This is a genomic window from Variovorax sp. SPNA7 (assembly GCF_033807855.1).
In the GTDB taxonomy this organism is placed as follows: domain Bacteria; phylum Pseudomonadota; class Gammaproteobacteria; order Burkholderiales; family Burkholderiaceae_C; genus Variovorax; species Variovorax beijingensis.
Genome location: NZ_CP138513.1, coordinates 4,527,421 through 4,552,281 on the forward strand (window position 1 = coordinate 4,527,421; position 24,861 = coordinate 4,552,281).

A 24,861-nucleotide genomic window follows, 5' to 3' on the forward strand; every position below is an offset into this window, starting at 1 on the left:
GGCCTGCTCAGATCATCGCGAGCGGCGCCTTGCGGCGCGGCGGCGGATGCAGGCGGTCGAGTTCGGCGAGGGTTGCCGCATCGAGCTCGAGGTCGGCGGCGGCGAGGTTCTCTTGCAGGTGCGCGCTGCGCACGGCCTTCGGGATCGCGGCAACGCCGGGCCACGCGATCACCGCGGCCAATGCGAGCTGCGCGGCGCTGATGCCGAGCCGCGCGGCCAGCTCCTGCAATGCGTCGTCCGAAGCCAGCGCGCCCTGGTCGATCGGGCTGTAGGCCATCAGCGGCATGCCGCGTTCGCGCAGCCAGGGCAGCAGGCTGAACTCCGGGCCGCGTTCGGCCAGCGACAGGTACACCTGGTTGGCCGCGCAGCCGGGGCCTGAGCCGACGAGCGGCGCCAGCTCCTCCATGTCGTCGGTGTCGAAGTTGCTCACGCCCCAGCGCGCGATGCGGCCCTTGGCCACCAGCGCCTGCATCGCATCGACCGTTTCGCGCAGCGGATGGCTGCCGCGCCAATGCAGCAGGTACAGGTCGATCGTGTCGAGGCCAAGCCGCTTCAGGCTGCGCTCGCAGGCCTCGGGCGTGCCGCGCCAGCTCGCGTTGTGCGGGTAGACCTTGCTGACGATGAAGAGCGCCTCGCGCCGCACGTCACCCGCGCGCAGGGCCTCTGCCATGGCCTGTCCGAGCACGGTTTCGGCGCCGCCCTCGCCGTACATCTCGGCGGTGTCGATCAGCCGGTAGCCCATCGCGATGGCTTCGCGCACCGCGGCAACCTCGGCCGCACGGCGGCTGGCGATCTCGCCCATGCGCCAGGTGCCGAGGCCGAGCACCGGCATCTCGCCGCCGGCCGGGAGTGAAAGGGTTCGCATGGCCGCGATGGTACGGCGGCCCCGCCGGCCGATCCGGGTATCGGGGCAAAATCCCCGGTCGCCGCCCCGGTCGGCCCACCCCAATGCCGCCCCTGCCTCCCCTCCCGCCCGCCACACCGACGGCCCGCTCGCGCCCCCGCCGCTGGCGCACGCTGCTCGCCTGGACGGCCGCCGTGGCCGTGGCGCTGCTGCTGATCGGCGCGGCGGGCCAGTGGGCCGCGGCCCGCGAGGCGAGCTTCCAGGCGGACTCGATCCGCCGCGCGATGGAGGTCCACGCGCTGGGCCTGCGCGATGCCGCCGGCAAGTACGGCTACCTGCCGCGCACCGCAGGCATGCACCCCGATGTCTTCGACGTGCTGGCCCATCCGCGCGACCCGGCGGCGCAGCAGCGCGCCAATCGCTACATCGAGGAGGTGAACCGCCATGCGGGCTCGGATGCGCTCTACCTGATCGACCTGCAGGGCCTCACGCTGGCAGCGAGCAACTGGGCCACGCCGCAGAGCTTTGTCGGCGAGTCCTATGCCAACCGGCCCTACTTCATCGACGCACGCGCGGGCCGCAGCGGCCTGTTCTACGGCGTGGGCCAGACCACCGGCGAGCCCGGGCTCTTCATGTCCGCGCCGGTGCGCTCCGAGGCCGGCGCGGTGCTGGGCGTGCTGACGGTCAAGATCAGCCTGCGCCAGCTCCAGGAGGCCTGGACCTTTGCGCGCGAGCCGATCCTGCTGACCGACGCGCGCGGCATCGTGTTCCTGAGTTCGGTGCCGGCCTGGATGTACCAGGCCACGCGGCCGCTCGCCGCCGCCGACCTGGACCGCATGAAGCGCGAGCAGCAGTACGGCGCCCGCACCGGCTTCTCGCCGCTGCCGTGGACGGCGGAACGCGAGAAGGGCCATCCGGGCTACCTCGTGCGCACAGAGGTCGGCGGCAAGGCGCGCCGCTTCCTCGCGCTGGACGAGCCGCTGCCCGACCTGGGCTGGACGCTGACGGTGATGGCCGACCACGCCGAGGTCGCCCGCGCGCGCGAGCGCACCTGGATGCTGGGCCTGCTGTGCGCGGGCGTGCTGCTGCTGGGCGGGCTGTACTGGCAGCTGCGCGAGCGCCGCTTCGCCGAGCAGCGCGACGCGCGGCGCGACCTGGAGCTGCGGGTGCGCGAGCGCACGCACGCGCTGGACGAGGCCCACGCCTTCCGCAAGGCGATGGAAGACTCGCTGCTGGTGGGCATGCGCGCACGCGACCTCGAAGGACGGATCATCTACGTCAACCCCGCCTTCTGCGAGATGACCGGCTACGGCGCCGACGAACTGCTCGGCCGCCTGCCGCCCTACCCCTACTGGCATCCCGACGACGTGGCGCAGCACTGGCTGCACTACCAGGCCATGATGAGCGGGCAGCCCGCGCGCTCGGGCTTCGAGTCGCGCCTGCAGCACCGCGACGGGCACGAGGTGATCACCATGGTCTACACCGCGCCGCTGATCGATGCCGACGGCCGCCACAGCGGCTGGATGAGCTCGGTGGTGGACATCACCGAGCAGAAGCGCGCCGAGCTGCGCCAGCGCCAGAACGACGAGCAGCTGCAGCATGCGCAGCGCCTCGCCAGCCTGGGCGAGATGGCCTCCACGCTGGCCCACGAGCTGAACCAGCCGCTGATGGCGCTGAGCAATTTCGCGAGCGCGGCCAAGGCCTTCGCGGAACAGGGCAACCAGCAGCTGCTGGCCAGCAGCCTCGACGAGACCGTGGCGCAGGCCCGGCGCAGCGCCGAGATCGTGCGGCGCATCCGCGGCTTCGTGCGCCAGCGCACCGCCGGCACCGAGGATTGCGCGGTGGCGGCACTGGTCACCAATGCGCTGGCACTGCTGCAGGGCGAGATGCGGCTGCGCCAGGCGCGCGCGGAGGTCCGCATCGCGCCCTCGCTGCCCCCGGTGCGCGGCGACCGTGTGCTGCTCGAGCAGGTGCTGCTGAACCTGCTGTCCAACAGCCTGCACGCCATGCTGGCCACGCCGCCCGAAGAGCGCGTGGTGGAGGTCGAGGCCGAGCTGCTCGAAGGCCGCGTGCACATCCGCGTGGCGGACCGGGGTTCCGGCATCGACGCCGCGCTGGCCGAGCAGGTGTTCGCGCCCTTCTTCACCACCAAGGCCGGCGGGCTGGGGCTGGGGCTGAACATCTGCCGCACCATCGTCGAAGCCCACCGCGGCCGGCTGTCCTTTGCCAACCGGGCCGGTGGTGGCACAGTTTTCACCCTCGAACTGGAAATCTCAGCCCCGTGACCGCCCTTGCCAACCACCTGTGCATCGTCGACGACGACGAGGCCGTGCGCCGCTCGCTGGGCCTCCTGCTGCTGTCGCGCGGCCATGCGGTGCAGGCCTTTGCCTCGGGCGAGGCCTTCCTGGCCGGCGCCGACCTGCAGCGCCCGGGCTGCGTCGTGCTGGACCTGCGCATGGAGGGCATGAGCGGGCTGCAGGTGTTCGATGCGCTGCGCGCGCAGGACAGCCCGCTGGTCGTGATCTTCCTGTCCGGCCACGGCGACATTCCGATGGCGGTCGAGGCGGTGCAGAACGGCGCCTTCGGCTGGCTCGAGAAGCCCTGCAACGACGAGCGCCTGCTCGAGAGCATCGCCAAGGCGCTGCAAAAGGCCGAGGAGATCGCCGTGCGCCGGCAGGCCCGCCAGGCCGCCGAGGCCCTGTGGTCCAAGCTGACGCCGCGCGAGATGCAGGTGGCCCGGCTGGTCGCCCAGGGCCTGCCCAACAAGCGCATTGCGCTGGAGCTCGCGCCGCTGGAGCAGCGCACGGTGGAAACGCACCGCGCCCATGTGTTCGCCAAGCTCGGCCTGTCGAACAGCCACGAGCTCGACCGCTTCCTGCGCGAGCACGATTTGTAACTTTTTCTAGGTATTTACCCTTGCGTACACGTACGTAGCGCCGCGGCGGGCGGCTACGGACGACAGCGCGGCCCCGGCCGGACAGACTTGCCGGCACGGCTTTCCGCGGCTCCGCGGGGGGCCCCAGCCAGAGACAAGGACCCCCGAATGACCGCCATTGCCAGCGCCACCGCCGGTGCCTCCAGCCCGGACGCGACCAGCGCCAACGCGCCCAACACCACGCCCTACACCTTCGAGGAAAAGCGCAAGCGCATCTTCGCCATCTTTGCCGCCTCGTCCGGCAACCTGGTGGAGTGGTTCGACTTCTACGTCTACGCCTTCTGCGCGATCTATTTCGCGCCCTCGTTCTTTCCCAAGTCGGACCCCACGGTCCAGCTGCTGAACACGGCGGGCGTGTTCGCTGCCGGCTTCCTGATGCGCCCGATCGGCGGCTGGCTGTTCGGCCGGCTGGCCGACCGCAAGGGCCGCAAGACCTCGATGGTGACCTCGGTCGTCATGATGTGCGTGGGCTCGCTGGTCATTGCCTGCCTGCCCACCTATGCGCAGATCGGCGCCTGGGCGCCCGCGCTGCTGCTGGCCGCGCGCCTGCTGCAGGGCCTGTCGGTCGGCGGCGAGTACGGCACCACCGCCACCTACATGAGCGAAGTGGCCATGCGCGGCCAGCGCGGCTTCTTCTCGTCGTTCCAGTACGTCACGCTCATCGGCGGCCAGCTCTTGGCCGTGGTGGTCGTGGTGGTGCTGCAGCAGGTGCTCGACGAAGCCGAGCTCAGGGCCTGGGGCTGGCGCATTCCCTTCGTGCTGGGCGCCGTGGCGGCCATCGTGGCGCTGATGCTGCGCCGCACGCTGACCGAGACCGCCAGCACGCAGACCCGCGCCGCCAAGGGCGCCGGCAGCGTCGCCGAGCTGTTCAGGCACCACAAGCGCGCCTTCTTCGTGGTGCTGGGCTACACGGCCGGCGGCTCGCTGATCTTCTACACCTTCACCACCTACATGCAGAAGTACCTGGTGAACTCGGCCGGCATGTCGATCAAGACCGCCAGCAACGTGATGACCGCCTGCCTGTTCATCTACATGTGCATGCAGCCGCTGTTCGGCGCGCTGTCGGACCGCATCGGCCGGCGCAGCAACATGCTGCTGTTCGGTGCGCTCGGCGCGCTCATGACGGTGCCGGTGCTGAGCAACCTGCAGAGCGTGGGCAGCCCGCTGATGGCCGGCGTGCTGATCACGCTGGCGCTCGCGGTGGTGAGCTTCTACACCTCGATCAGCGGCATCGTGAAGGCCGAGATGTTCCCGCCCGAAGTGCGCGCGCTGGGCGTGGGCCTGTCGTATGCGGTGGGCAACGCCATCTTCGGCGGCAGCGCCGAATACGTGGCGCTGGGCCTGAAGTCGATCGGCCACGAGTCGTACTTCTACTGGTACGTGACCGCGATGATGGGCGTGGCCTTCATGGTGAGCCTGCTGCTGCCGAAGCAGGCGACCTACCTGCACCACGACAAGTAGCCGGGCAAGAGGCGCCCGGCCTCAGAAAAGGATTACCCACTCCCCGCGCAGGTACCGGTACTGGTAGCTGGGCCCCGAGAAGGTGGTGCTGCGGCTGTAGCCGGCGCCGAAGCGAAAGACCTGCGATCCCCTCACGGGGCTTTGCAGGTTCACGTCCAGCAGCCGCGTCGGCTGCCGGAATTCGTGATTGATCGTCTCGGTGCCGAGCCCCGCCGTGACCGCGAGGGTCCAGCCCGCAAAACGCTGCCGCCAGCCGACCGCCAGCATCGCCTCGCTGTAGTTCTTCGGATTGAAATAGGCCCTGTCCACGTCCTCGTGGCTGCTGCGGTAGGCTCGATAGCGCGCCTGCAGGGTCAGGCCCAGGTCGAGCGACGGCTGGTAGATCAGCCGCAGGCGGCCGTGGTCGCGCCGGTTGCCGTCCGAGAAATACTGCTGCGCCGCGAGACCGACCAGGGTCACATGGCTTCCAAGCCCCTGGTCGACGGCCACCCCGACAAACGAAAAATCGATGCCGCGGTCCAGCGACTTCGGGGTCTCCACCCAGTCGCGCGTCACCAGGAACTCCACCGCCGTGCTCTTCGTGGGCGACAGGCGGTAGCTGCCGTCGAGGGTGAGCAGCGTGTGCCCGCCCTGCTCGAACGCGCCGACCTCGATCGCGCCTCCGTCGGTGGTCTTCGTTTCGACCGAGCGGGCCAGGAAGGAGATCTTCTTGCCGGCCCTTTGCCAGTTGTCCTGCTTGTATTGGTAGTCGCCGAGCCGGAACCCCAGGTAGCGGTCGGCGTTTTCAAAGGCGGGAAAGAACTCCACCGACACCCGCCGCGACTGGAAATTGTCGCTGTCGCCGGTGAGGAAGAACTCCGGGCCAAAGGCCATGCCGGCCGGCTTCTCGTTTGCCTTTTCTTCCTCCGCCCTGCAGGGAGCGGCCAGCACCAGGCACCCCAGGGAAGCGACGGCAAGATACCTCGGCAACCCCGTCATTTGGTGCCCCAGGCCTTGGGCTTCCTGAACAGTTCATCGAGATAGCCGAGCACGCTGGCGGGCTGCAGGATCAGGCTGTACAGCAGGACGTAGACGAAGAAGCCCTGGACATTTTTTCGCACCACGAGGCCCGTCTTCCTGAACATGCGGCGTTCGATCCGGAACATGAGCAGGCTCAATGCGAATGTGGCCGGGATCAAGGCGAGGGTCATGATTCCCACGATCCAGTAGTGGCCGAAGAACGCGAGGATGATTCCGGGAATGAAGCCGATGGTGCATGCCAGGTCCAGCCACGGAAACAGCAGGTTCCAATAGATGAAGAAGGTCGACAGGCGCGGCTTGACCAGGATCCCCGGATGCTTGATGAAGGCCTCCGCCATGCCGCGCGCCCACCGCTGGCGCTGCTTGACCAATTGCTTGACGGTGGTGGGCACATTGGTGAACAGGCACGCGTCCTCGCAGTGGCCCACCCGGTAGCCGGCCTTCAGCAGGGCCCAGGTGAGCACGATGTCCTCGCCCACGCATTCGGGCCATCCGCCAACCTCGATCAGCGCAGCCCGGTCGTAGATGGAAAACGCACCCTGCGCAACCAGCGTGCCCTGGAACAGCGACTGCACGCGCTTGATGGCGGCAATGCCATGGAAGTAGTCCCATTCCTGGCAGCGGGTGATCCAGTTCAGCCGCGAGTTGCGGACCAGGATTTTTCCCGCCACGGCCCGCGTATGGGGCGGGTCGGCGCGATAGCGCTCGACGATGCTGGTCAAAGCGCCGCGGTAAAGGAAGGAGTCGGCATCGACGGTGATGACCAGGTCGTGCGCCACCTCCTTGAATCCGATGTTCAGCGCGCGCGCCTTGCCGCCGTTTTTTTCCAGGTCCAGGAAGGTCAGCCACGGGTACCGCTCCCGGGCACGCTGAACGACCAGCGACGTGCCGTCCGCGGACCCGTCGTTGATCACGATCACCTGCAGTTCGCCCGGGTAGTTCTGCCGATCGATGCTGACCAGCGTCTCGTCGATGGACGCTTCCTCGTTGTAGGCGGCAATCAGGATGGAGATCGGGGGATAGACGGCCAACGCGGGATGCGCCGGCCTCTTGTCCAGCAGCAGGCTGATGGCCAGGAATGCATTCATGAAGCCCGGAACAACGGCAATGCCATACACCAGGAAAATGGCCAGGGCCATCCCCACCCGATCCGTCAGGTCGGCCAGCCAGGGGCCCGCGGCCCATATCGAGAACCACATCCAGGCGCAGGCGCCAATCAACGCAATAACAAACTTGCCCGATACGGGCAGGTAAATCATTGGCTGCAGCGCCTTCTGGCCTTCTTCGTTCATGTCGCTCTCGAGTGTTCCAGTGAATGTAACTCTCGATAAATGACGTGAACAGTCTGGTTACATTCCTGAGGACTGTTAACAACACTGGAAGCCGGGAATACCCTCTGGCTCCCTGGAAGTCTTCTTGCCTACATTGCTTGTATGCAAGAGAAGCGATCCTTGCATGCAACCACCGCCAAGACATACAAGGAGACTTCCATGCCTCGCTTCGCCAAATCGCTCTTCGGCCAGGTCGTCATCGCCCTGGTGCTCGGCGTGCTCGCCGGGCTCTTCATGCCGGAGTTCGCCGTCAAGCTCAAGCCGCTGGGCGACGGCTTCATCAAGCTGATCAAGATGATCATCCCGGTGCTGGTGTTCTGCGTGGTGGTGCACGGCATCGCGGGCGCGGGCGACCTGAAGCGCGTGGGACGGGTCGGCGTGAAGGCGCTGATCTACTTCGAGGTGCTCACCACCATCGCGCTGGCCATGGGCCTGGTGCTGGCCTTCGTGTTCGAGCCCGGCGTGGGCATGAACGTGGACCCGGGCAAGCTCGACGCCGCCGCCATGAGCGCCTATGCCTCGAACGCCGACAAGCTCACGAGCGGCGGCACGGTCGAGTTCCTGATGAAGCTGATCCCCACCACGGTGGTCGCCGCCTTTGCCACCGGCGACGTGCTGCAGGTGCTGCTGTTCGCGGTGCTGTTCGGCTGCGCGCTGTCGCTGCTGGGCGAGCGCGGCAAGCCGGTGGGCGCGGTGGTGGACGCGCTGTCGCTGGTGCTGTTCAAGATCATGGGCATCATCATCAAGCTGGCGCCGCTCGGCGTGCTGGGCGCCATTGCCTTCACGGTGGGCAAGTACGGCATCGGCTCGCTCAAGCAGCTGGGCATGCTGGTGGCCCTGTTCTACGGCGCGGTGCTGGTCTTCGTGTTCGTGGTGCTCGGGCTGGTCATGCGCATGTCGGGCTTCAGCCTGTGGAAGCTGCTGCGCTACCTGCGCGAGGAGCTCGCCATCGTCTTCGCCACCACCTCGTCGGACAGCGTGCTGCCGCAGATCATGGCCAAGCTGCGCCGCATGGGCATCCGCGACTCGACGGTGGGCCTGGTGATTCCCACGGGCTACTCGTTCAACCTGGACGCCTTCTCGATCTACATCACGCTCGCGGCGGTGTTCATCGCGCAGGCCACCAACACGCCGATCTCGATGGCGGACCTGCTGACCATCCTGGCGATTGCGCTGGTCACCTCCAAGGGCGCGCACGGCGTGCCGGGCTCGGCGATCGTGGTGCTGGCCGCCACGCTGCACGCGATTCCCGCCATTCCGGCCATCGGCCTGGTGCTGGTGCTCTCGGTCGACTGGTTCATGGGCATTGCGCGCGCGCTGGGCAACCTGATCGGCAACTGCGTGGCCACGGTGGCCATCGCGGCCTGGGAAGGCGACATCGACCGCGAGCGGGCCCATGCCGTGCTCGACGGCAGCTACTCGCCCGACGACGAGCCGCTGGCCGAGCCCGACGTGCCGGCAGCCCCCTTGGGCGCGGGCGCCGGCGGCCGCTGAAAACGCGCGATGGCCACCGACGTCAATCCCACCTCCATCGCCGAGCGCGTGGTCGAGGCCATCCTGGCGCAAAAGCTCGCGCCGGGCGAACGGCTGGGCGAGCAGGCACTGGCCGAGAACTTCGCGGTGAGCCGGACCATGGTGCGCGAGGCGCTCATGCAACTGCAGGCGCGCGGCTTCGTCGAGGTGCAGTCGCGCCGCGGCTGGTACGTGGTGGAGCCCTCGGCCGAGGAAGCGCGCGACGCCTTCTCGGCGCGGCGCATCGTGGAGGCGGGCATCCTGGCCGAAAGCGAGGGCCGGCCGCTGCAGCAGGCCATCCGCAAGCTGCGCGACCACATTGCCGACGAGCAGCGCGCCATCGAGGGCGCCGATGCCGCCACGCGCGCCTTCCTGCTGGCCGATTTCCACGTCTGCCTGGCCGAGCAGATGGGCCACCAGCTGCTGGTCGACGTGCTGCGCGACCTCACGGCCCGCACCACGCTGGCCGCCACGCTCTACCAGTCCAGGCACGAGGCCGGGCAGTCCTGCGCGGAGCACGGCGCGATCGTCGCTGCGCTGGAGGCCGGCGACACGGCCCGGGCGCGCCAGCTGATGATCGAGCACATCGGCAATGTCGAGCGCTCGCTCGAGGTCGAAACCACGGCCGGGCCCGACGCGCCCGCCCGGCTGCGCGCCACGCTGGCGCCGGTGGCGCTGCCGCGCGCCAGGCGCTGACCCGCCGGCGCTCCGGCAGCAGCGCCGCACAAGGGCGTGCCGACCGACACGGGGGTGCATTCAGGCTCGGCTACAGTCCGAATCACCTATGAATTCACCCCAACTCCAGCGCGGCGTGTTCCTCGCCCTGCTCGCCGCCGTCACGGTCGCCTTCCTCTGGGTGCTGATGCCGTTCTTCGGCGCGGTGCTGTGGGGCGTGGCCCTGGCCATCCTGTTCACGCCGCTCTACAAGCGGCTGCTGAAGGCCATGCCCGGCTGGCACAACGCCGCGGCGCTGTCGACGCTGGCCATCTGCCTCTTCATCGTGATTCTTCCGCTGGCCATGGTGGGCGTGTCGCTGGTGCAGGAGATCGTGCAGGTCACGCAGAGCATCCGTTCGGGGCAGATCAATTTCGCGGCCTACTTCCAGCAGATCCTCAACGCCCTGCCGCAGTGGCTGCTGAGCCTGTTCGACCGGTTCAACCTTGGCGACATGCAGGCCTGGCAGGCCCGCATCTCCGCGGGCGCGGCGCAGGGCAGCCAGCTCATCGCCGGCCAGGCGCTGACCATCGGCCAGAACACCTTCGATTTCGTCATCAGCTTCTTCGTGATGCTGTACCTGCTCTATTTCCTGGTGCGCGACGGCTCGGCGCTCTCCAAGTCGATGCGCGAGGCCGTGCCGCTTGCCAGGCCGCACACGCACTACCTGCTCAACAAGTTCACCACCGTGATCCGCGCCACCGTCAAGGGCAACGTGGCGGTGGCCATTGCGCAGGGCGCGATCGGCGGGCTGGCCTTCTGGCTGCTGGGCGTGCAGGGCGCGCTGCTGTGGGCCGTGCTGATGGCCTTTCTCTCGCTGCTGCCCGCGGTGGGCGCGGCGCTCATCTGGGGGCCGGTGGCCATCTATTTCCTGGCCACCGGCCATTTCTGGGAGGGCGGCATCCTGGTCTTCGTGGGCGTGTTCGTGATCGGCCTGGTCGACAACATCCTGCGCCCCGTGCTGGTGGGCAAGGACACGCAGATGCCCGACTACATCGTGCTGATGTCGACCATCGGCGGCATGGCGATCTTCGGCATCAATGGCTTCGTGATCGGTCCGGTGATCGCGGCGCTGTTCATGGCGGCGTGGAGCCTGTTCGTGGAGTCGGGCCAGCTGGAGACCAGCCCGGGCGAAGACAAGAAGGGCAGCTGAAGCCCGGCTGGCTCGCGGCCGCGGGCCCGAGAGGCCGCCGAAGCGGGCACGCCCTGCGCCGGCCGGGTGCATTTCGCGCGGGTGTTGGCGCGCTTCGTCGCATGGCGCTGGGCGGCGCGCGGCGCTTGCGGGATCGTCGGGGCCTCCAACTTCCGACGAGGCCTCTCTCATGAACATTCTTCTGCCCCGGCCGGGCCTGCGCGCCCTGTACGCCGCCGCCCTGCTCTCCCCGCTGGCCGCGCTCGCGGCCGACCTGAACGTGAACGTGGCCGACGGGCCGGCCACCGACGCCACGCTGTACGTGGCGCTGTACAACGACGCCACGAGCTACGCCGACAGCAAGGCCGCAGCCTCGCAGACCGCGCCGATGCAGGGCGGCAAGGCCCGGCTCGTGTTCACAGGACTGGCGCCGGGGCGGTACGCGCTGCGTGCGTTCGCCGACGAGAACGGCAATGGCAAGCTCGACACCAACCTCATGGGCATGCCGACCGAGCGCTACGGCTTCTCGAACGACGCGAAGGGCAACCGCGCCGCGCCCGCCTTCGAGGCCGCGGCGATCAGCGTCGACGCCGGCCTGCAGACCGTCATTCACCTGCGCTGAGGAGCAAGACGCCATGGAACGACGCGAACTCCTGCGCCTGCTGGCCTCGGCCGGCGCCCTGCCCCTCCTGGCACCGCTGGCCCGTGCGGCCGGCACTGCCGACGACTGGCAAGCCCGGTTCGAAGCCGCCGATGCGCCCTGGAAGACCGGCTTCGCCACGCCCCCGGACGACCTGCCGCTGACCCGCGCCACGGTGCGCGGGCGCTTTCCCGATGCCGTGGCCGGCACGCTTTTCCGCATCGGCCCGGCCGGCCACGACCTGGGCGGCGAGCGCTACCACCACTGGTTCGACGGCGACGGCATGGTGCACCGCTTCGTGATCGACGGCGCCGACGTGCGGCACCAGGGCCGCTATGTCGCCACGCCCAAGCGCGTGGCCGAGGTGCGGGCCGGGCGCCGCCTGTTCGAGGCCTTCGGCACCATGCCGCCGGGCGTCGAGCCGCCGACCTCGGCCGACAGCATCAACGTCGCCAACACCAGCGTGCTGCCGATGCAGGGCGAGGTGCTGGCGCTCTGGGAAGGCGGCTCGGCCACGCGCGTCGATGCGCGCACGCTGGACACGCTGGGCGTGAAGACCTGGCGGGCCGACCTCGCTGGGATGCCGTTCTCGGCCCATCCCAAGGTCGATCCGGACGGCACGGTGTGGAACTTTGGCGTGAGCTCCGGCCAGGGCCTGCTGGCGCTGTACGAGATTGCGCCCGAAGGCACGCTGCGGCGCGCAGCCGTGGTGCCGGTGGCCGACATGCCGATGGTCCACGACTTCGCCGTGACCGAGCGGCACCTGGTGTTCCTGATGCCGCCGCTGGTCTACGACGGCAAGCGCAAGGAGGCGGGTGCGAGCTTTCTCGACGCCCATGTCTGGCGGCCGGAACTCGGCATGCGCGTCCTGGTGGTCGACAAGCAGAACTGGGAGCGGCGCCAGCTGCTCGCGCTGCCGGCCGGCTTCCTGTTCCACGTCGGCAATGCCTGGGAAGAAGACACGCCGCGCGGCACTCTCATCCACATCGACTACGTGCGTTCGGACAACGCCGATTCGGTGTTCACGGCCAACCGCGAAGTGATGCGCGCGCGCCGTGTGAAGAGCACCCACCCGCGGCTGACCGTCGCCACGCTGAACCTCGGCACCGGCCGGGCCACGCAGCAGGCGCTGGCGCAGGAAGCCGAGTTTCCGCGCATCGACCCGCGGCGCGTCGGCCTGCGTCATCGCCAGGTGGTTCATGCCACCCAGACGCGCCTCGACGTGCCGGGCTTCGGCGCAATCGCGCGAACCGACGTCGAAAGCGGCCGCAGCCAGCGCTTCAGCTACGGCGCGCAGGCCATGGTGGAAGAGCACGTCTTCGTGCCGGACGGCACCAGGCCGGGCTGGGTGCTGGGCACGGTGCTCGATTTCGGCCGGCAGAAGACCGTGCTGTCGTGCTTCGCGGCCGATCAGCTGGCGGCGGGCCCAGTGGCACAAGCCACCCTGCCCTACGCCCTTCCGCTGGGCCTGCACGGCGCCTTCGTGCCGGCCTGAAGCAGGCGGTGGGCGCGCTCAGCCGCCCCACCAGCCTTCGGCAAAGCGCCCCTGCAGGAAGGCGACGAAACCCGACACCTTGCCCGGCACCAGCTTGGGCGAGGGAAAGACGGCGTGGATCTCCTGCTCGGGCAGCTTGTGATCGCCCAGCACTTCGAGCACCTTGCCCGAGGCCAGCGATTCGCTCGCCACGTAGCGCGGCATGAGCGCAATGCCCAGGCCGTCGCGCGCCGCGGCCAGCACCGCGGAAAGGTTGTTGGAGCGGAAGCGCCCCGAGACCGGCACCGTCACCGGATCGCCCTTGGGCGTGTGCATGCGCCAGAACTCGTCGCCCACCACGCTGCTGTAGATCAGCGCCACGTGCGCGCTCAGGTCCTGCGCGCGCCTGGGCGTGCCGTGCTTCTTGAGGTAGCCCGGCGCCGCGACCATGGCCCACGGGTTGGTGCCCAGGTAGCGCGCGCCCAGCGACGAATCGGCCAGCTTGCCCATGCGGATGGCCACGTCGATGCCCTGCGCGATGAGGTCGACGTAGCGGTCCTCGAAGCTCAGGTCGAGCTGCACCTGCGGATGCCGGCGCATGTATTCGAGCGCCAGCGGCACCACCACGCGGCGGCCGAAGGCCACCGAGGTGCCGATTCGCAGCAGCCCCTGCGCCTGGTTCTGGCGCAGCTGCACGATGCTCTCGGCCTCCTCGGCCTCGCGCACGATGTTCTTGCACTTCTCGTAGTAGAGCGCGCCCGGCTCCGTGAGGCTCACGCCGCGCGTGTTGCGGTTGAGCAGCCGCACCTTCAGCCGCGCCTCGGTGGCCGCGACCTGCTTGGTCACGGTGGGCTGGGTGGTGTGGAACTCGAGCGCCGCCTTCGAGAAGCTGCCGGTCTCGACCACGCGCACGAACATTTCCATTGCCAACAATCTGTCCATGGCCGGCATCGTAATCACTTATTCCACATTGGAATAGGTTTTATGGCCCGCAGCCGTCTTCTTCGAATGGCCCGCGCTTCCTACAGTGGACGCCACTCAAGGAGACAGTCCCATGGCAAAAATGAAAGCGGTCCAGGCCGCCGTGCTGGTGATGGAAAAGGAAGGCGTGACGCAGGCCTTCGGCGTGCCCGGCGCGGCCATCAATCCGATGTATTCCGCGCTGCGCCAGCGCGGCACCATCTCGCACATCCTCGCGCGCCACGTCGAGGGCGCCTCGCACATGGCCGAGGGCTACACCCGCGCCGTGGCCGGCAACATCGGCGTGTGCATCGGCACCTCGGGCCCCGCGGGCACCGACATGATCACGGGCCTGTACTCGGCCTGGGCCGATTCGATTCCCATTCTTTGCATCACCGGCCAGGCGCCGCGCGCACGGCTCTACAAGGAAGACTTCCAGGCAGTCGACATCGAGTCGATCTCCAAGCCGGTCACCAAGTGGTCCGTTACCGTGCGCGAGCCCGGCCAGGTGCCGCAGGTGTTCCAGCAGGCCTTCCACCTGATGCGCTCGGGCCGTCCGGGCCCGGTGCTGGTCGACCTGCCCTTCGACGTGCAGATGGCCGAGATCGAATTCGACATCGACAGCTACGAGCCGCTCACCCCCTACAAGCCCGCCGCCACGCGCGCCCAGATCGAGAAGGCCATCGGCATGCTCCAGGCCGCCGAGCGCCCGCTGATCGTGGCCGGCGGCGGCGTCATCAACGCCGACGCGGCCGACCTGCTGGTGCGCTTTGCCGAGACCACCGGCGTGCCGGTGATTCCCACGCTGATGGGCTGGGGCGCCATTCCCGACGACCATCCGCTGATGGCCGGCATGTGCGGCCTGCAGACCAGCCACCGCTACGGCAACGCGACCATGCTCGCGAGCGACTTCGTGCTGGGCATCGGCAACCGCTGGGCCAACCGGCACACGGGTTCGGTCGACGTCTACACCAAGGGCCGCACCTTCGTGCACGTGGACATCGAGCCCACGCAGATCGGCCGCGTGTTCACGCCCGACTTCGGCATCGTGTCCGACGCCAAGGCCGCGCTCGCGCTCTTCGTCGAAGTGGCCGAGGAGATGAAGGCCGCCGGCAGGCTGCGCGACCGCCGCGAGTGGGCCAGGTCGTGCATCGAGCGCAAGAAGACCATGCTGCGCAAGACCAACTTCGACGAAGTGCCGATGAAGCCGCAGCGCGTGTACCAGTGCATGAACAACAACTTCAGCAACGACACCTGCTACGTGAGCACCATCGGCCTCTCGCAGATCGCGGCTGCGCAGTTCCTGCACGTGTACAACCCGCGCCACTGGATCAACTGCGGCCAGGCCGGCCCGCTGGGCTGGACCATTCCGGCCGCACTGGGCGTGCGCGCCGCAGACCCGACGCGCAAGATCGTCGCGCTCTCGGGCGACTACGACTTCCAGTTCATGATCGAGGAGCTCGCGGTGGGTGCGCAGTTCAAGCTGCCGTACATCCACATCGTGGTCAACAACTCCTACCTCGGCCTGATCCGCCAGGCGCAGCGCGGCTTCGAGATGGACTACTGCGTGCAGCTCGCGTTCGACAACATCAACGCGGGGCCCGATGCGGGCATCGAAAGCAGCTACGGCGTGGACCACCTGAAAGTGGTCGAGGGCCTGGGCTGCAAGGCGATCCGCGTGAACAGGCAGGAAGAGATCGCACCGGCCATCCAGCGCGCCGAGGCGCTGATGGCCGAGTTCAGCGTGCCGGTCGTCATCGAGGTGATGCTGGAGCGCGTGACCAACATCGCGATGGGCACCGAGATCGACAACATCACCGAGTTCGAGCCGCTGGCCGAGCATCCGGCCGATGCACCGACCGCCGTCGCGGCCGAGATGCTGGACTGAAGAGGAGCGACACGCCATGCCCAAGTTTGCAGCCAACCTCACGATGCTCTTCACCGAGCTGCCGTTCATGCAGCGCTTCGAGGCCGCCGCCAAGGCCGGCTTCGAGGCGGTGGAATACCTGTTCCCCTACCCCTTCGAAAAGAAGGAGCTCGCGGCCGCGCTGCGCACCAATGGCTTGCAGCAGGTGCTGCACAACCTGCCGGCCGGCGACTGGGACAAGGGCGAGCGCGGCATCGCCTGCCATCCGGAGCGCACCGGCGAGTTCCGCGAGGGCATTGCCATGGCCATCGACTACGCCACCGCGCTGGGATGCCCGCAGCTCAACTGCCTGGTCGGCAAGGTGCCGGCCGGCGTGAGCACCGAGGCCGCGCACCGGACGGTGGTCGAGAACCTGCGCCTTGCCGCCGGCGAGCTCGAGTCGGCGGGCCTCGGCCTCCTGATCGAGCCGATCAACACCTTCGACATCCCGGGCTTCTTTCTCACGCGCACCGACCAGGCCCTCGCGCTGATCGACGAGGTGGGCTCTTCCAACCTGCGGGTGCAGTACGACATCTACCACGCGCAGCGCATGGAAGGCGAACTCGGCAACACGCTCACGAAGCACCTCGCGCGCATCGGCCACATCCAGCTGGCCGACAACCCCGGGCGCGGCGAGCCGGGCACGGGCGAGATCAACTACCCATGGCTCTTCAGGCACATCGACTCGATCGGCTACGACGGCTGGATCGGCTGCGAATACAAGCCGCGCAGCGACACCGTGAACGGCCTTGGCTGGCGCGAAGCGCTTACGCAATAAAAGACAACTTCAGATCGGAAACAGAGACATGTCGCAATCGCAAAAGATCGGTTTCATCGGCCTCGGCATCATGGGCGCGCCCATGGCGGGCCACCTGCTCGACGCGGGGCACCAGCTCTTCGTGAACACACAGGGCAACACGCCCGAGCCCTTCATCTCGAAGGCCACCATCTGCGCTTCGGCGGCCGAGGTGGCACGCCAGGCCGACGTGATCTTCATCATGGTGCCCGACACGCCCGACGTGGAAAAAGTGCTGTTCGGCGAGCCGGGCACGCAGGGCGTGGCCGAGGGCCTGAAGGACTCGCGCGGCAAGATCGTGGTGGACTGCAGCTCCATCGATCCGATTGCCACCAAGGGCTTCGCCAAGCGCATCATCGCGCTGGGCTGCGGCTACATCGACGCGCCGGTCTCGGGCGGCGAAGTGGGCGCCAAGGCCGCCAGCCTCACCATCATGTGCGGCGGCGACGAAGGCACCTTCGGCCAGGTGCGGCCGCTGCTCGAGAAGATGGGCAAGAACGTCACGCTGGTCGGCAACGTGGGCGACGGCCAGGTCTGCAAGGTGGCCAACCAGATCATCGTGGCACTGAACATCGCGGCCGTGGGCGAGGCGCTGCTGTTCGCCTCCAAGGCGGGCGCCGATCCGGCCAAGGTGCGGCAGGCGCTGATGGGCGGCTTCGCGAGCTCGCGCATCCTCGAGGTGCACGGCGAACGCATGATCAAGCGCACCTTCGCGCCGGGCTTTCGCATCTCGCTGCACCAGAAGGACCTGAACCTGGCGCTGCAGAGCGCACGGGCGCTGGGCGTGGCGCTGCCGCAGACGGCGGGCGCGGCGCAGCTCATGAACGCCTGCGCCGCACTGGGCCATGGCCAGCAGGACCACTCGGCGCTGGTGCGTGCACTCGAAGCGCTGGCGCAGCACACGGTAACCCCGGACTGAAGCTCAGGTCTTTGCGGTCTCCAGCGATTCCTTCAGGTTGCGCCGGCGCCATGCCCAGGTCTTGATGGCCTGCGGCAGGATGCCGATGCACGAGGCGTAGTAGGTGATCTTGAAGCCCCAGAAGCGCGGGCCGATGGGCGTGTTGCGGAACAGGTCGCCCGCCAGGATGGACAGCAGCGCCTCCTGCATGCGCCAGATGTTGCGCGGGTTCATGAACAGACGGCGGATGGCCGGCGAGGTGATGCGGTAGATGAACCACGAGAACATCTTCGGGCCGTGCTTCATCACCTTGTCGAAGCGGCGGAAGGCCTTCTCGGCTTCCTTCATCTCGCCCCTGAGCCAGAAGTCGGCCGCGGTAGCGCTCTCGAAGGCGCTGTTCATTGCCAGGTACACGCCCGACGAGAACATCGGGTCGACGAAGGCATAGGCGTCGCCGACCATCATGAAGCGGTCGCCGCGGCAGAACTTGGAGTCGTAGGCGTAGTTGCCGGTGGTGGTGGCGCCTTCCATCAGCGTGGCGTTCTTCAGGCGCGCGGCCAGCTTGGGCGCGAGCGCGATGGTCTCCATCAGGAACTCCTCGAGCGTGCCCTTGCGCCGCTTGAAGTACGCGGGCGACGCCACCGCGCCGACGCTCACGGTGCCGTCCTTCAGCGGGATGTACCAGAACCAGCCGTGGTCGAACCAGAAGAGCGAGATGTTGCCTTCGTAGCGGCCGGGCCGGCGCTCGGCATTCTCGAAATGGCCGAACAGGGCCGCGCTGGCGTGCTTGCGGTTGCGCTGCTTGGCGTCGAACTGGTTCGACAGCACCGTGTCGCGGCCGCTCGCATCGATCACGAAGCGCGGGCGCCAGCTGGTTTCGGTGCCGTCCTCGGCCTTGATCTTCACCAGCGCGCGCTTGTCCGCGCCCTTGCCGGCGTCCATGTCCACGCCCATGACGCGCTGGCCTTCGAAGGTGCGCGCGCCGCGCCGGGCGGCATGGCGGAACAGCAGCTCGTCGAACTCCGAGCGGCGCACGTGCACCGCATACGGAAAGCTCTTGTCCATGGCCTCGCCGAAGAAGAAGTGGCTGGTGTGGTCATGCCAGGGCGAGACGAACTCGGCGCCGTGCTTGGCAATGCCGATGGCCTCGACCTCGGTGCGCACGCCCAGGCGGTCGAACAGCGGCATGTTCATCGGCAGCAGCGATTCGCCGATGTGAAAGCGCGGATGGTGCGCCTTCTCGAACAGCACCACGTCGTGGCCCTTGTCCGCCAGCAATGCGGCCACGGTGGAACCCGCCGGGCCCCCGCCGATGACCACGACGTCGGGCTCTGTACTCGTGAAAGGTCCGGGCGTCATGCGCTCCCCTCCTGGGTCTTCTTCGTTGTTGATGGTGGCCGGCCCGCAAGGCCGATGCACGGGGCGTTCGCCAAGCGTTAAATCCTGGTAACAGCCGGGAGTTTAGCGAGTCGGCATGCAGAGAAATCGCGCCTGGAGCACCAAAACCCGTGCCCACCCGGAGAAGAGGCGGCTGTTTTTTGGGGTAGCCTCATTGCCCGTCAGAAACAAGGAGACTTTTCATGGCTGCTAACCTGTCACCCGCCGAAGAAGCACTTCGCGAAGCAGCGCGCGAATACCACCGTTCGCCCGTCAAGGGCAAGATTTCCATCAGCCCGACCAAGCCGCTCCTGAACCAGCGCGACCTGTCGCTGGCCTATTCGCCCGGCGTGGCCTACCCCTGCCTGGACATCGCGGCCGATCCGTCGATGGCGGCCGAGTTCACCGCACGCGGCAACCTGGTGGGCGTGGTCACCAACGGCACCGCGGTGCTGGGCCTGGGCAACATCGGCCCGCTGGCCGCCAAGCCGGTGATGGAAGGCAAGGGCTGCCTGTTCAAGAAATTCGCCGGCATCGACGTGTTCGACATCGAGCTGGCCGAGAACGACCCCGACAAGCTGGTCGAGATCATTGCGGCGCTCGAGCCCACGCTAGGCGGCATCAACCTGGAAGACATCAAGGCACCCGAGTGCTTCTACATCGAGAAGAAGCTGCGCGAGCGCATGAACATCCCGGTGTTCCATGACGACCAGCACGGCACGGCCATCATCTCGGCCGCGGCGCTCATCAACGGCCTCGAGCTGGTCGGCAAGAAGATCGAAGAGGTCAAGATCGCCGTCTCCGGCGCCGGCGCGGCCGCCATTGCCTGCCTCGACGTGATGGTGGGCCTGGGCGCCAAGCCCGCCAACATCTATGCCTGCGACTCCAAGGGCCTGATCTACATGGGCCGCGCGGGCGGCTTCGACGACTCCAAGGCGCGCTACGCCCAGAAAGACACCGGCGCCCGCACCCTGGCCGACGTGGTGAAGGACGCCGATGTGTTCCTGGGGTGCTCCGCGCCCGGCGTGATGAGCGCCGACATGGTGAAGACCATGGCCGGCCAGCCGATCATCCTGGCGCTGGCCAACCCCGAGCCCGAGATCCGGCCCGAGCTCGCCAAGGCCGTGCGGCCCGACTGCATCATTGCCACTGGCCGCTCGGACTACCCGAACCAGGTCAACAACGTGCTGTGCTTCCCGTACATCTTCCGCGGCGCGCTCGACTGCGGCGCCAGCAAGATCACGGAAGAAATGAAGCTGGCCTGCGTGCGCGAGATCGCCGAGCTCACCAAGGCCGACATCAGCGAGGAAGTGGCCACGGCCTATGCCGGGCAGGAGCTGTCCTTCGGGCCCGACTACATCATTCCGAAGCCCTTCGATTCGCGGCTCATCCTGCGCATTGCGCCAGCCGTGGCCAAGGCAGCGGCGGCCTCCGGCGTGGCCGCACGCCCGATCGAGGACCTGGAGGCCTACCGCCAGCACCTCACGCGCTTCGTGTTCCAGACCGGCATGTTCATGCGCCCGGTGTTCAGCGCCGCCAAGATCGCGGCCGCCAAGCGCGTGGCCTATGCCGAGGGCGAGGACGAACGCGTGCTGCGCGCCGCGCAGTGGGCCATCGACGAAGGCCTGGCCCAGCCCATCCTGGTGGGACGCCCGGCCGTGATCGAGGCGCGCATCCAGAAGGCCGGCCTGCACATCCGCGCAGGAACCGACTTCGAGATCGTCAACCCCGAGGACGATCCGCGCTTTCGCACCTACTGGGAGACCTTCCACAAGGTCATGGGCCGCCGCGGCGTCACGCCCGAGGCCGCCAAGACCATGGTGCGCCGCTCCAACACCACCATCGCGGCGCTGATGATGCACCTGGGCGATGCCGACGCGATGATCTGCGGCCTGGTCGGGCGCTTCGACGTGCACCTGGAGCACATCCGCAACCTGATCGGCCTGAAGCGCGGCGCGCCGGGCTTCGCCACGCTCAATGCGCTCACGCTCGAGAAGCGCACGGTATTCATCACCGATACCAACGTGAACGAAGACCCGAGCGCCGAGCTGCTCGCGAGCATCGCCATGATGGCCGCCGAAGAGGTGCGCCGCTTCGGCATGCCGCCGAAGGTGGCCTTCCTCTCGCACTCGAACTACGGCACCTCGAGCCGCGGCTCGGCACGCAAGATGCGGCTCGCGCGCGACCTGTTCGCGCAGATGGCGCCCGACATCGAATGCGACGGCGAGATGCACGGCGACGCGGCGTTGTCCGAAGAGGTGCGCCGCACCGCCCTGCCCGAGAGCACGCTCACCGGCGAGGCCAACCTGCTGGTGTGTCCCAACCTCGACTCGGCCCACATCCTCTACAACGTGCTGAAGATGACGGGCGCCAACGGCATCACGGTCGGCCCGATCCTGCTCGGCGCCGCAGGCTCGGCGCATGTGCTCACGCCCTCGTCGACGGTGCGGCGCGTGGTCAACATGACGGCGCTGGCGGTGGCGAATGCGACAACCGCGCTGAAGTAGGCCGCTTCCGCATTCCCTGGACCGACGCCCCGCTGCAGTACGCAGCGGGGCGTTTTTCATTGCGGCCCGGCCGGTGCACGCACCGTTTTCGCCCGCTCATCATTTTTTCGGCTGGCATGCAATCTGCTAATACCCTGATCGGATATTTTAAATATCTTATTAATATATTTAGAGAAACCACAGCCCTTCCGGCCCTTCGTCAACCTTCCCTTCTCTTCTCACATGGCAGAACACGCCTTGGATCGCGGGAGCTTCTCCCGCCGGGTGCTCGATGCGTCCGACTTCGTGCTGCGCTGCGAGCGCCGGCTGCTTTCGGGCCTGATGGGCCTGCTCATCGCGCTGGTGCTGCTGAACGTGGTCACGCGCTATGGCGGCGTGCCGCTCTACTGGGTCGACGAAGCTTCCGTCTACTGCGTGGTGTGGCTCACCTTCATCGGCGCGTCGGCCATGACGCGGCTGCGGCTGGACTTTGCGGTGACGCTGCTCACGGACAAGCTGGGCGAAAAGGCCGCGCGCATCGCCAAGGCCGGCGCCTCGTGCGGCGTGCTGGCGCTCGGCCTTGCGCTGCTGGCGATGTGCTGGCTCTACATGGACCCGGTGGGCATCGTGCGCTGGGGTTTCGATGCCAAGGAATACGCGGCCGAGTCCTTCAACTTTCTCTACACCGAGCGCACGCAGACGCTGAACTGGCCGGCCTGGGCCGTCCAGCTGATCCTGCCGATCTTCTCGCTCACGCTCAGCCTGCATGCGCTGTCGAACCTCGTCGAAGACCTCGGCCTGCAGCCCAGGCGCACGCACACCGAGTTCCATGTGACCAATGCAGACGCGGTGAACTGACATGCTGACTTCCGCATTCTTCCTGTTGATCATGCTGGTGGGCGTGCCGATCGGCGCCTGCCTGTGCCTTGCGGGCATCGTCTACATCCTCAACTCCGGCGACACGGTGCTGTTCCAGTCGTTCCCGGTGCAGATGTTCGGCGGCGTCGACAGCTACAGCCTCATCGCGATTCCGCTGTTCATCCTGATCGGCGAAATCATGAACGGCGGCGGCATCACCAAGCGGCTGGTCGACCTCGCGCTGGCCTTCATCGGCTCGGTGAAGGGCGGCCTCGCCTACGTGAACATCCTGGCCAACATGCTGGTGTCGTCGATCATCGGCTCGGCCACCGCGCAGGTGGCCATCATGAGCCAGATCATGGTGCCCGAGATGGAAAAACAGGGCTACGACAAGACCTTTGCGGCCGGCATCACGGTGTATGGCGGCATGCTGGGGCCGATCATTCCGCCCTCGGTGATGTTCGTGGTGTACAGCGTGCTCGCGCAGGTGGCGGTGGGCGACATGCTGATTGCCGGCATCATCCCCGGCGTGATCCTCACGGTGCTGTTCTTCATCGTGATCGCGTGCATGGGGCTGGTCTACAACTACCCGCGCACCGAGAAGCGCACCCTCCGGCAGCGCCTGCACACGATGCTCACGGCCTGCCCGACGCTGCTGATTCCCATCGTGATCGTCGGCTCCATCCTGGGCGGCTTTGCCAACCCGACCGAGGCGGCCGCCGTGGGCGCGGTGGCCGCGGTGCTGGTGGGCCGCTATGTCACGAAGGAATTCCGCTTCGCGATGATTCCGCAGATCCTGCTCAAGTCGGCGATCTACTCGGCGGTGGTGCTGTTCCTGGTGGCCGCGGCGGCCGTGTTCTCGTGGCTCCTGATCTACGGCAAGGTGCCGCAGGCGACGGCCGCATGGATCCAGACCGTGGCCAAGGACCCGATCGCGTTTTTGCTGCTCGTGAACCTGATCCTGCTGGTGATCGGCACCGTGATCGACGGCATTCCGGGGCTGATCATGACGGTGCCGATCCTCTTGCCCATTGCCACCGAGATCTACGGCATCGACCCGCGCCACTTCGGCGTGGTGGTGGTGATCAACCTCGTGCTCGGGCTGATGACGCCGCCCGTGGGGCTGAGCTTCTTCGTGGCCTCCGCCGTGACCGGCGCCAAGCCCGGAAAGATGTTCATCGTCACCCTGCCGTTCTTCCTGATCTGCTGCGCGGCGCTGGTGCTGCTGTCGCTGTTCCCGAGCCTGTCGCTCGCGCTCATCAAGTAAGTCCCGCCGCCCTCCCTTTCCCTTCTTCATCCTCCTTCTTCACTCAACCGGAGCCTCGCATGTCCCTTTCTCGCCGCAAATTCGTCGTCCAGGCCGCAGCCGGTACCGCTGCCGCGTCGTCCGCCCTCTTCGGCACCGTGTCGCGCGCGGCGGCCGCCAAGGAATTCCGCCTCGGCCTCATCACGCCGGCCGGCCACTCATGGAACCGCGCGGCGCTCGCCTTCGGCGAAGCGCTCAAGAAGGCCACCGACGGTCGCCTGAGCGCGACGGTGTTCCATTCGGGCCAGTTGGGCAACGAGTCGGCCATGATGCAGCAGCTGCAGTCGGGCGCGCTGGACATGGGCTGGATCCAGGCGGCCGAGCTCGGCTCGCGCGTGTCCAGCGTGGCGGCCATCAACGCACCCTACCTCGTGCGCTCGACCACCAACGTGGCCTCGCTGGTGCGCACGCCCGCCGCGCTGAAGCTGCTCGAGGTGCTGCCGCGCGAGACCGGCACCATCGGCCTGGGCTGGGGCATCACCGGCATGCGCGTGGTGTTCGCGACCAAGCCCATCTCCACGCCCACCGACCTCAAGGGCATGAAGCTGCGCATCAACCCGACGCCGGTGTACCGCGACTTCTACCAGCTGCTGGGCGCCGCACCGACGCCGATTCCGACGCCGGCCGTTTTCGACGCCATGTCCAACGGCCAGGTCGACGGGCTCGAAGCGGACATCGAGTTCTCGTGGAACCAGCGCTTCGACCGCGTGGCCAAGACGATGCTGCCGATGAACGCGCTCTTCATGCCCTTCGCTCCGCTGGTGTCGGGCCGCATCTGGCAGACCCTCGACAGCAAGGACAAGGCGCTGATCACCGACCTGGTCAAGCAGTCGCTCGACGCGCAGATCAGGGACATCGTGACCACCGAGCTCGGCCTGATCGACAAGTTCAAGGCCAGCGGCATCACCATCAGGAGCGACGCGGGCTACAACCCCGCGCCGATCATCGCGGAGTTCGACAAGATCTGGCTGCCCAAGGCGCCGCAGATCGCGGAGCTGCGCAAGATCGGCGCGGCGCTCTGAGCCTGCGCGCGACAAGCGCCGGTGGCGCCGGCTGGTGGGCCGGCGCCCCATATTGGTTCAACCCTCCTGATTCTTTCGGCTGAAATCCGAGAGAACTCACAAAGAGGGTGCGCCATTGCTCCAATCTTGCACCGCAAGAGTTCCCCGGAAGGGTTCGCACCAATCGCGTGCGGGCACCGTTTTTGCTTG

Annotated in this window: 20 protein-coding genes; 15 read left to right on the forward strand and 5 right to left on the reverse strand. The window is 67.7% G+C overall.

Going from position 1 to position 24,861, the window contains the following annotated elements; all coding sequences use genetic code 11:
• Nucleotides 1–7: 7 nt before the first annotated feature.
• On the reverse strand, nucleotides 8–865 hold the full coding sequence (locus RZE77_RS21060) for an aldo/keto reductase (protein ID WP_319439124.1): 858 nt from the start codon (nucleotides 863–865) through the stop codon (nucleotides 8–10).
• 83 nt (nucleotides 866–948) lie between these two features.
• Between RZE77_RS21060 and RZE77_RS21065 the strand changes: the two genes are divergently transcribed.
• The 3 genes from RZE77_RS21065 to RZE77_RS21075 all read left to right on the forward strand — a co-directional run bounded on the left by RZE77_RS21065 (nucleotide 949) and on the right by RZE77_RS21075 (nucleotide 5,240).
• Nucleotides 949–3,129, forward strand: coding sequence for a sensor histidine kinase (locus RZE77_RS21065; RefSeq protein ID WP_319439125.1), 2,181 nt, complete (start codon nucleotides 949–951; stop codon nucleotides 3,127–3,129).
• Entirely contained in the window at nucleotides 3,126–3,740 is a 615-nt protein-coding gene (locus tag RZE77_RS21070) for a response regulator transcription factor (protein WP_319427248.1), read from the forward strand. Before RZE77_RS21065 ends, RZE77_RS21070 begins: the two co-directional genes overlap by 4 nt.
• Nucleotides 3,741–3,887: 147 nt before the next feature.
• Nucleotides 3,888–5,240 (forward strand): MFS family transporter, encoded by a 1,353-nt coding sequence (locus tag RZE77_RS21075; RefSeq protein ID WP_319439126.1) that lies wholly within the window; start codon nucleotides 3,888–3,890, stop codon nucleotides 5,238–5,240.
• A 21-nt stretch (nucleotides 5,241–5,261) separates the two neighbouring features.
• Here RZE77_RS21075 and RZE77_RS21080 read toward each other — a convergent pair whose 3' ends face one another.
• Nucleotides 5,262–6,170, reverse strand: a complete 909-nt coding sequence (locus tag RZE77_RS21080; protein ID WP_319439127.1) for a porin family protein — start codon at nucleotides 6,168–6,170, stop codon at nucleotides 5,262–5,264.
• Between the two features lie 44 nt (nucleotides 6,171–6,214).
• Nucleotides 6,215–7,552 carry a glycosyltransferase family 2 protein gene (locus tag RZE77_RS21085; RefSeq protein WP_319427251.1) on the reverse strand — a complete coding sequence of 446 codons (1,338 nt, stop codon included), beginning with the start codon at nucleotides 7,550–7,552 and terminating at the stop codon, nucleotides 6,215–6,217.
• Nucleotides 7,553–7,750: 198 nt separating this feature from the next.
• On the opposite strand from RZE77_RS21085, the gene RZE77_RS21090 reads away from it, so the two are divergent.
• The 5 genes from RZE77_RS21090 to RZE77_RS21110 all read left to right on the forward strand — a co-directional run bounded on the left by RZE77_RS21090 (nucleotide 7,751) and on the right by RZE77_RS21110 (nucleotide 13,084).
• Entirely contained in the window at nucleotides 7,751–9,085 is a 1,335-nt protein-coding gene (locus tag RZE77_RS21090; RefSeq protein ID WP_319439128.1) for a C4-dicarboxylate transporter DctA, read from the forward strand.
• Between the two features lie 9 nt (nucleotides 9,086–9,094).
• Nucleotides 9,095–9,799 carry a GntR family transcriptional regulator gene (locus RZE77_RS21095; RefSeq protein WP_018905322.1) on the forward strand — a complete coding sequence of 235 codons (705 nt, stop codon included), beginning with the start codon at nucleotides 9,095–9,097 and terminating at the stop codon, nucleotides 9,797–9,799.
• 88 nt (nucleotides 9,800–9,887) lie between these two features.
• Nucleotides 9,888–10,970, forward strand: coding sequence for an AI-2E family transporter (locus RZE77_RS21100; RefSeq protein ID WP_319439129.1), 1,083 nt, complete (start codon nucleotides 9,888–9,890; stop codon nucleotides 10,968–10,970).
• Nucleotides 10,971–11,139: 169 nt separating this feature from the next.
• Complete coding sequence (locus RZE77_RS21105; protein WP_319439130.1) at nucleotides 11,140–11,571, forward strand: DUF2141 domain-containing protein; 432 nt, start codon at nucleotides 11,140–11,142, stop codon at nucleotides 11,569–11,571.
• Between the two features lie 13 nt (nucleotides 11,572–11,584).
• A complete protein-coding gene (locus RZE77_RS21110) occupies nucleotides 11,585–13,084 on the forward strand; it encodes a carotenoid oxygenase family protein (RefSeq protein ID WP_319439131.1) in 1,500 nt (499 codons plus the stop codon).
• Nucleotides 13,085–13,102: 18 nt separating this feature from the next.
• Here RZE77_RS21110 and RZE77_RS21115 read toward each other — a convergent pair whose 3' ends face one another.
• Nucleotides 13,103–14,005, reverse strand: a complete 903-nt coding sequence (locus tag RZE77_RS21115; protein ID WP_309926993.1) for a LysR family transcriptional regulator — start codon at nucleotides 14,003–14,005, stop codon at nucleotides 13,103–13,105.
• Between the two features lie 112 nt (nucleotides 14,006–14,117).
• Between RZE77_RS21115 and gcl the strand changes: the two genes are divergently transcribed.
• The 3 genes from gcl to RZE77_RS21130 are packed head-to-tail and all read left to right on the forward strand — an operon-like array spanning nucleotide 14,118 to nucleotide 17,644.
• Nucleotides 14,118–15,911 (forward strand): glyoxylate carboligase, encoded by a 1,794-nt coding sequence (gene gcl, locus RZE77_RS21120; RefSeq protein ID WP_319439132.1) that lies wholly within the window; start codon nucleotides 14,118–14,120, stop codon nucleotides 15,909–15,911.
• A gap of 16 nt (nucleotides 15,912–15,927) precedes the next feature.
• A complete protein-coding gene (hyi, locus tag RZE77_RS21125) occupies nucleotides 15,928–16,707 on the forward strand; it encodes a hydroxypyruvate isomerase (protein ID WP_319439133.1) in 780 nt (259 codons plus the stop codon).
• A gap of 28 nt (nucleotides 16,708–16,735) precedes the next feature.
• Nucleotides 16,736–17,644 (forward strand): 2-hydroxy-3-oxopropionate reductase, encoded by a 909-nt coding sequence (locus RZE77_RS21130; protein ID WP_027730731.1) that lies wholly within the window; start codon nucleotides 16,736–16,738, stop codon nucleotides 17,642–17,644.
• A 3-nt stretch (nucleotides 17,645–17,647) separates the two neighbouring features.
• Here the strand turns inward: RZE77_RS21130 and RZE77_RS21135 are convergent, their stop codons facing one another.
• Nucleotides 17,648–18,982, reverse strand: coding sequence for an NAD(P)/FAD-dependent oxidoreductase (locus RZE77_RS21135; RefSeq protein WP_319439134.1), 1,335 nt, complete (start codon nucleotides 18,980–18,982; stop codon nucleotides 17,648–17,650).
• A gap of 221 nt (nucleotides 18,983–19,203) precedes the next feature.
• Between RZE77_RS21135 and RZE77_RS21140 the strand changes: the two genes are divergently transcribed.
• The 4 genes from RZE77_RS21140 to RZE77_RS21155 all read left to right on the forward strand — a co-directional run bounded on the left by RZE77_RS21140 (nucleotide 19,204) and on the right by RZE77_RS21155 (nucleotide 24,672).
• A complete protein-coding gene (locus RZE77_RS21140; protein ID WP_319439135.1) occupies nucleotides 19,204–21,507 on the forward strand; it encodes an NADP-dependent malic enzyme in 2,304 nt (767 codons plus the stop codon).
• 237 nt (nucleotides 21,508–21,744) lie between these two features.
• Nucleotides 21,745–22,344, forward strand: a complete 600-nt coding sequence (locus RZE77_RS21145) for a TRAP transporter small permease (protein ID WP_319439136.1) — start codon at nucleotides 21,745–21,747, stop codon at nucleotides 22,342–22,344.
• A 1-nt stretch (nucleotide 22,345) separates the two neighbouring features.
• A complete protein-coding gene (locus RZE77_RS21150) occupies nucleotides 22,346–23,611 on the forward strand; it encodes a TRAP transporter large permease (RefSeq protein WP_319439137.1) in 1,266 nt (421 codons plus the stop codon).
• 59 nt (nucleotides 23,612–23,670) lie between these two features.
• Entirely contained in the window at nucleotides 23,671–24,672 is a 1,002-nt protein-coding gene (locus RZE77_RS21155; RefSeq protein WP_319439138.1) for a TRAP transporter substrate-binding protein, read from the forward strand.
• Nucleotides 24,673–24,861 lie beyond the last annotated feature (189 nt).

Excerpts from the sequence above, each read along its gene's own strand:
- RZE77_RS21060 (WP_319439124.1), bottom strand. The coding sequence starts at position 865 with ATGCGAACCCTTTCACTCCCGGCCGGCGGCGAGATGCCGGTGCTCGGC.
- RZE77_RS21095 (WP_018905322.1), top strand. The coding sequence starts at position 9,095 with ATGGCCACCGACGTCAATCCCACCTCCATCGCCGAGCGCGTGGTCGAG.
- RZE77_RS21075 (WP_319439126.1), top strand. The coding sequence starts at position 3,888 with ATGACCGCCATTGCCAGCGCCACCGCCGGTGCCTCCAGCCCGGACGCG.
- gcl (WP_319439132.1), top strand. The coding sequence starts at position 14,118 with ATGGCAAAAATGAAAGCGGTCCAGGCCGCCGTGCTGGTGATGGAAAAG.
- RZE77_RS21065 (WP_319439125.1), top strand. The coding sequence starts at position 949 with ATGCCGCCCCTGCCTCCCCTCCCGCCCGCCACACCGACGGCCCGCTCG.
- RZE77_RS21105 (WP_319439130.1), top strand. The coding sequence starts at position 11,140 with ATGAACATTCTTCTGCCCCGGCCGGGCCTGCGCGCCCTGTACGCCGCC.
- RZE77_RS21130 (WP_027730731.1), top strand. The coding sequence starts at position 16,736 with ATGTCGCAATCGCAAAAGATCGGTTTCATCGGCCTCGGCATCATGGGC.
- RZE77_RS21135 (WP_319439134.1), bottom strand. The coding sequence starts at position 18,982 with ATGACGCCCGGACCTTTCACGAGTACAGAGCCCGACGTCGTGGTCATC.
- hyi (WP_319439133.1), top strand. The coding sequence starts at position 15,928 with ATGCCCAAGTTTGCAGCCAACCTCACGATGCTCTTCACCGAGCTGCCG.
- RZE77_RS21155 (WP_319439138.1), top strand. The coding sequence starts at position 23,671 with ATGTCCCTTTCTCGCCGCAAATTCGTCGTCCAGGCCGCAGCCGGTACC.
- RZE77_RS21090 (WP_319439128.1), top strand. The coding sequence starts at position 7,751 with ATGCCTCGCTTCGCCAAATCGCTCTTCGGCCAGGTCGTCATCGCCCTG.
- RZE77_RS21140 (WP_319439135.1), top strand. The coding sequence starts at position 19,204 with ATGGCTGCTAACCTGTCACCCGCCGAAGAAGCACTTCGCGAAGCAGCG.
- RZE77_RS21100 (WP_319439129.1), top strand. The coding sequence starts at position 9,888 with ATGAATTCACCCCAACTCCAGCGCGGCGTGTTCCTCGCCCTGCTCGCC.
- RZE77_RS21150 (WP_319439137.1), top strand. The coding sequence starts at position 22,346 with ATGCTGACTTCCGCATTCTTCCTGTTGATCATGCTGGTGGGCGTGCCG.
- RZE77_RS21085 (WP_319427251.1), bottom strand. The coding sequence starts at position 7,552 with ATGAACGAAGAAGGCCAGAAGGCGCTGCAGCCAATGATTTACCTGCCC.
- RZE77_RS21110 (WP_319439131.1), top strand. The coding sequence starts at position 11,585 with ATGGAACGACGCGAACTCCTGCGCCTGCTGGCCTCGGCCGGCGCCCTG.
- RZE77_RS21115 (WP_309926993.1), bottom strand. The coding sequence starts at position 14,005 with ATGGACAGATTGTTGGCAATGGAAATGTTCGTGCGCGTGGTCGAGACC.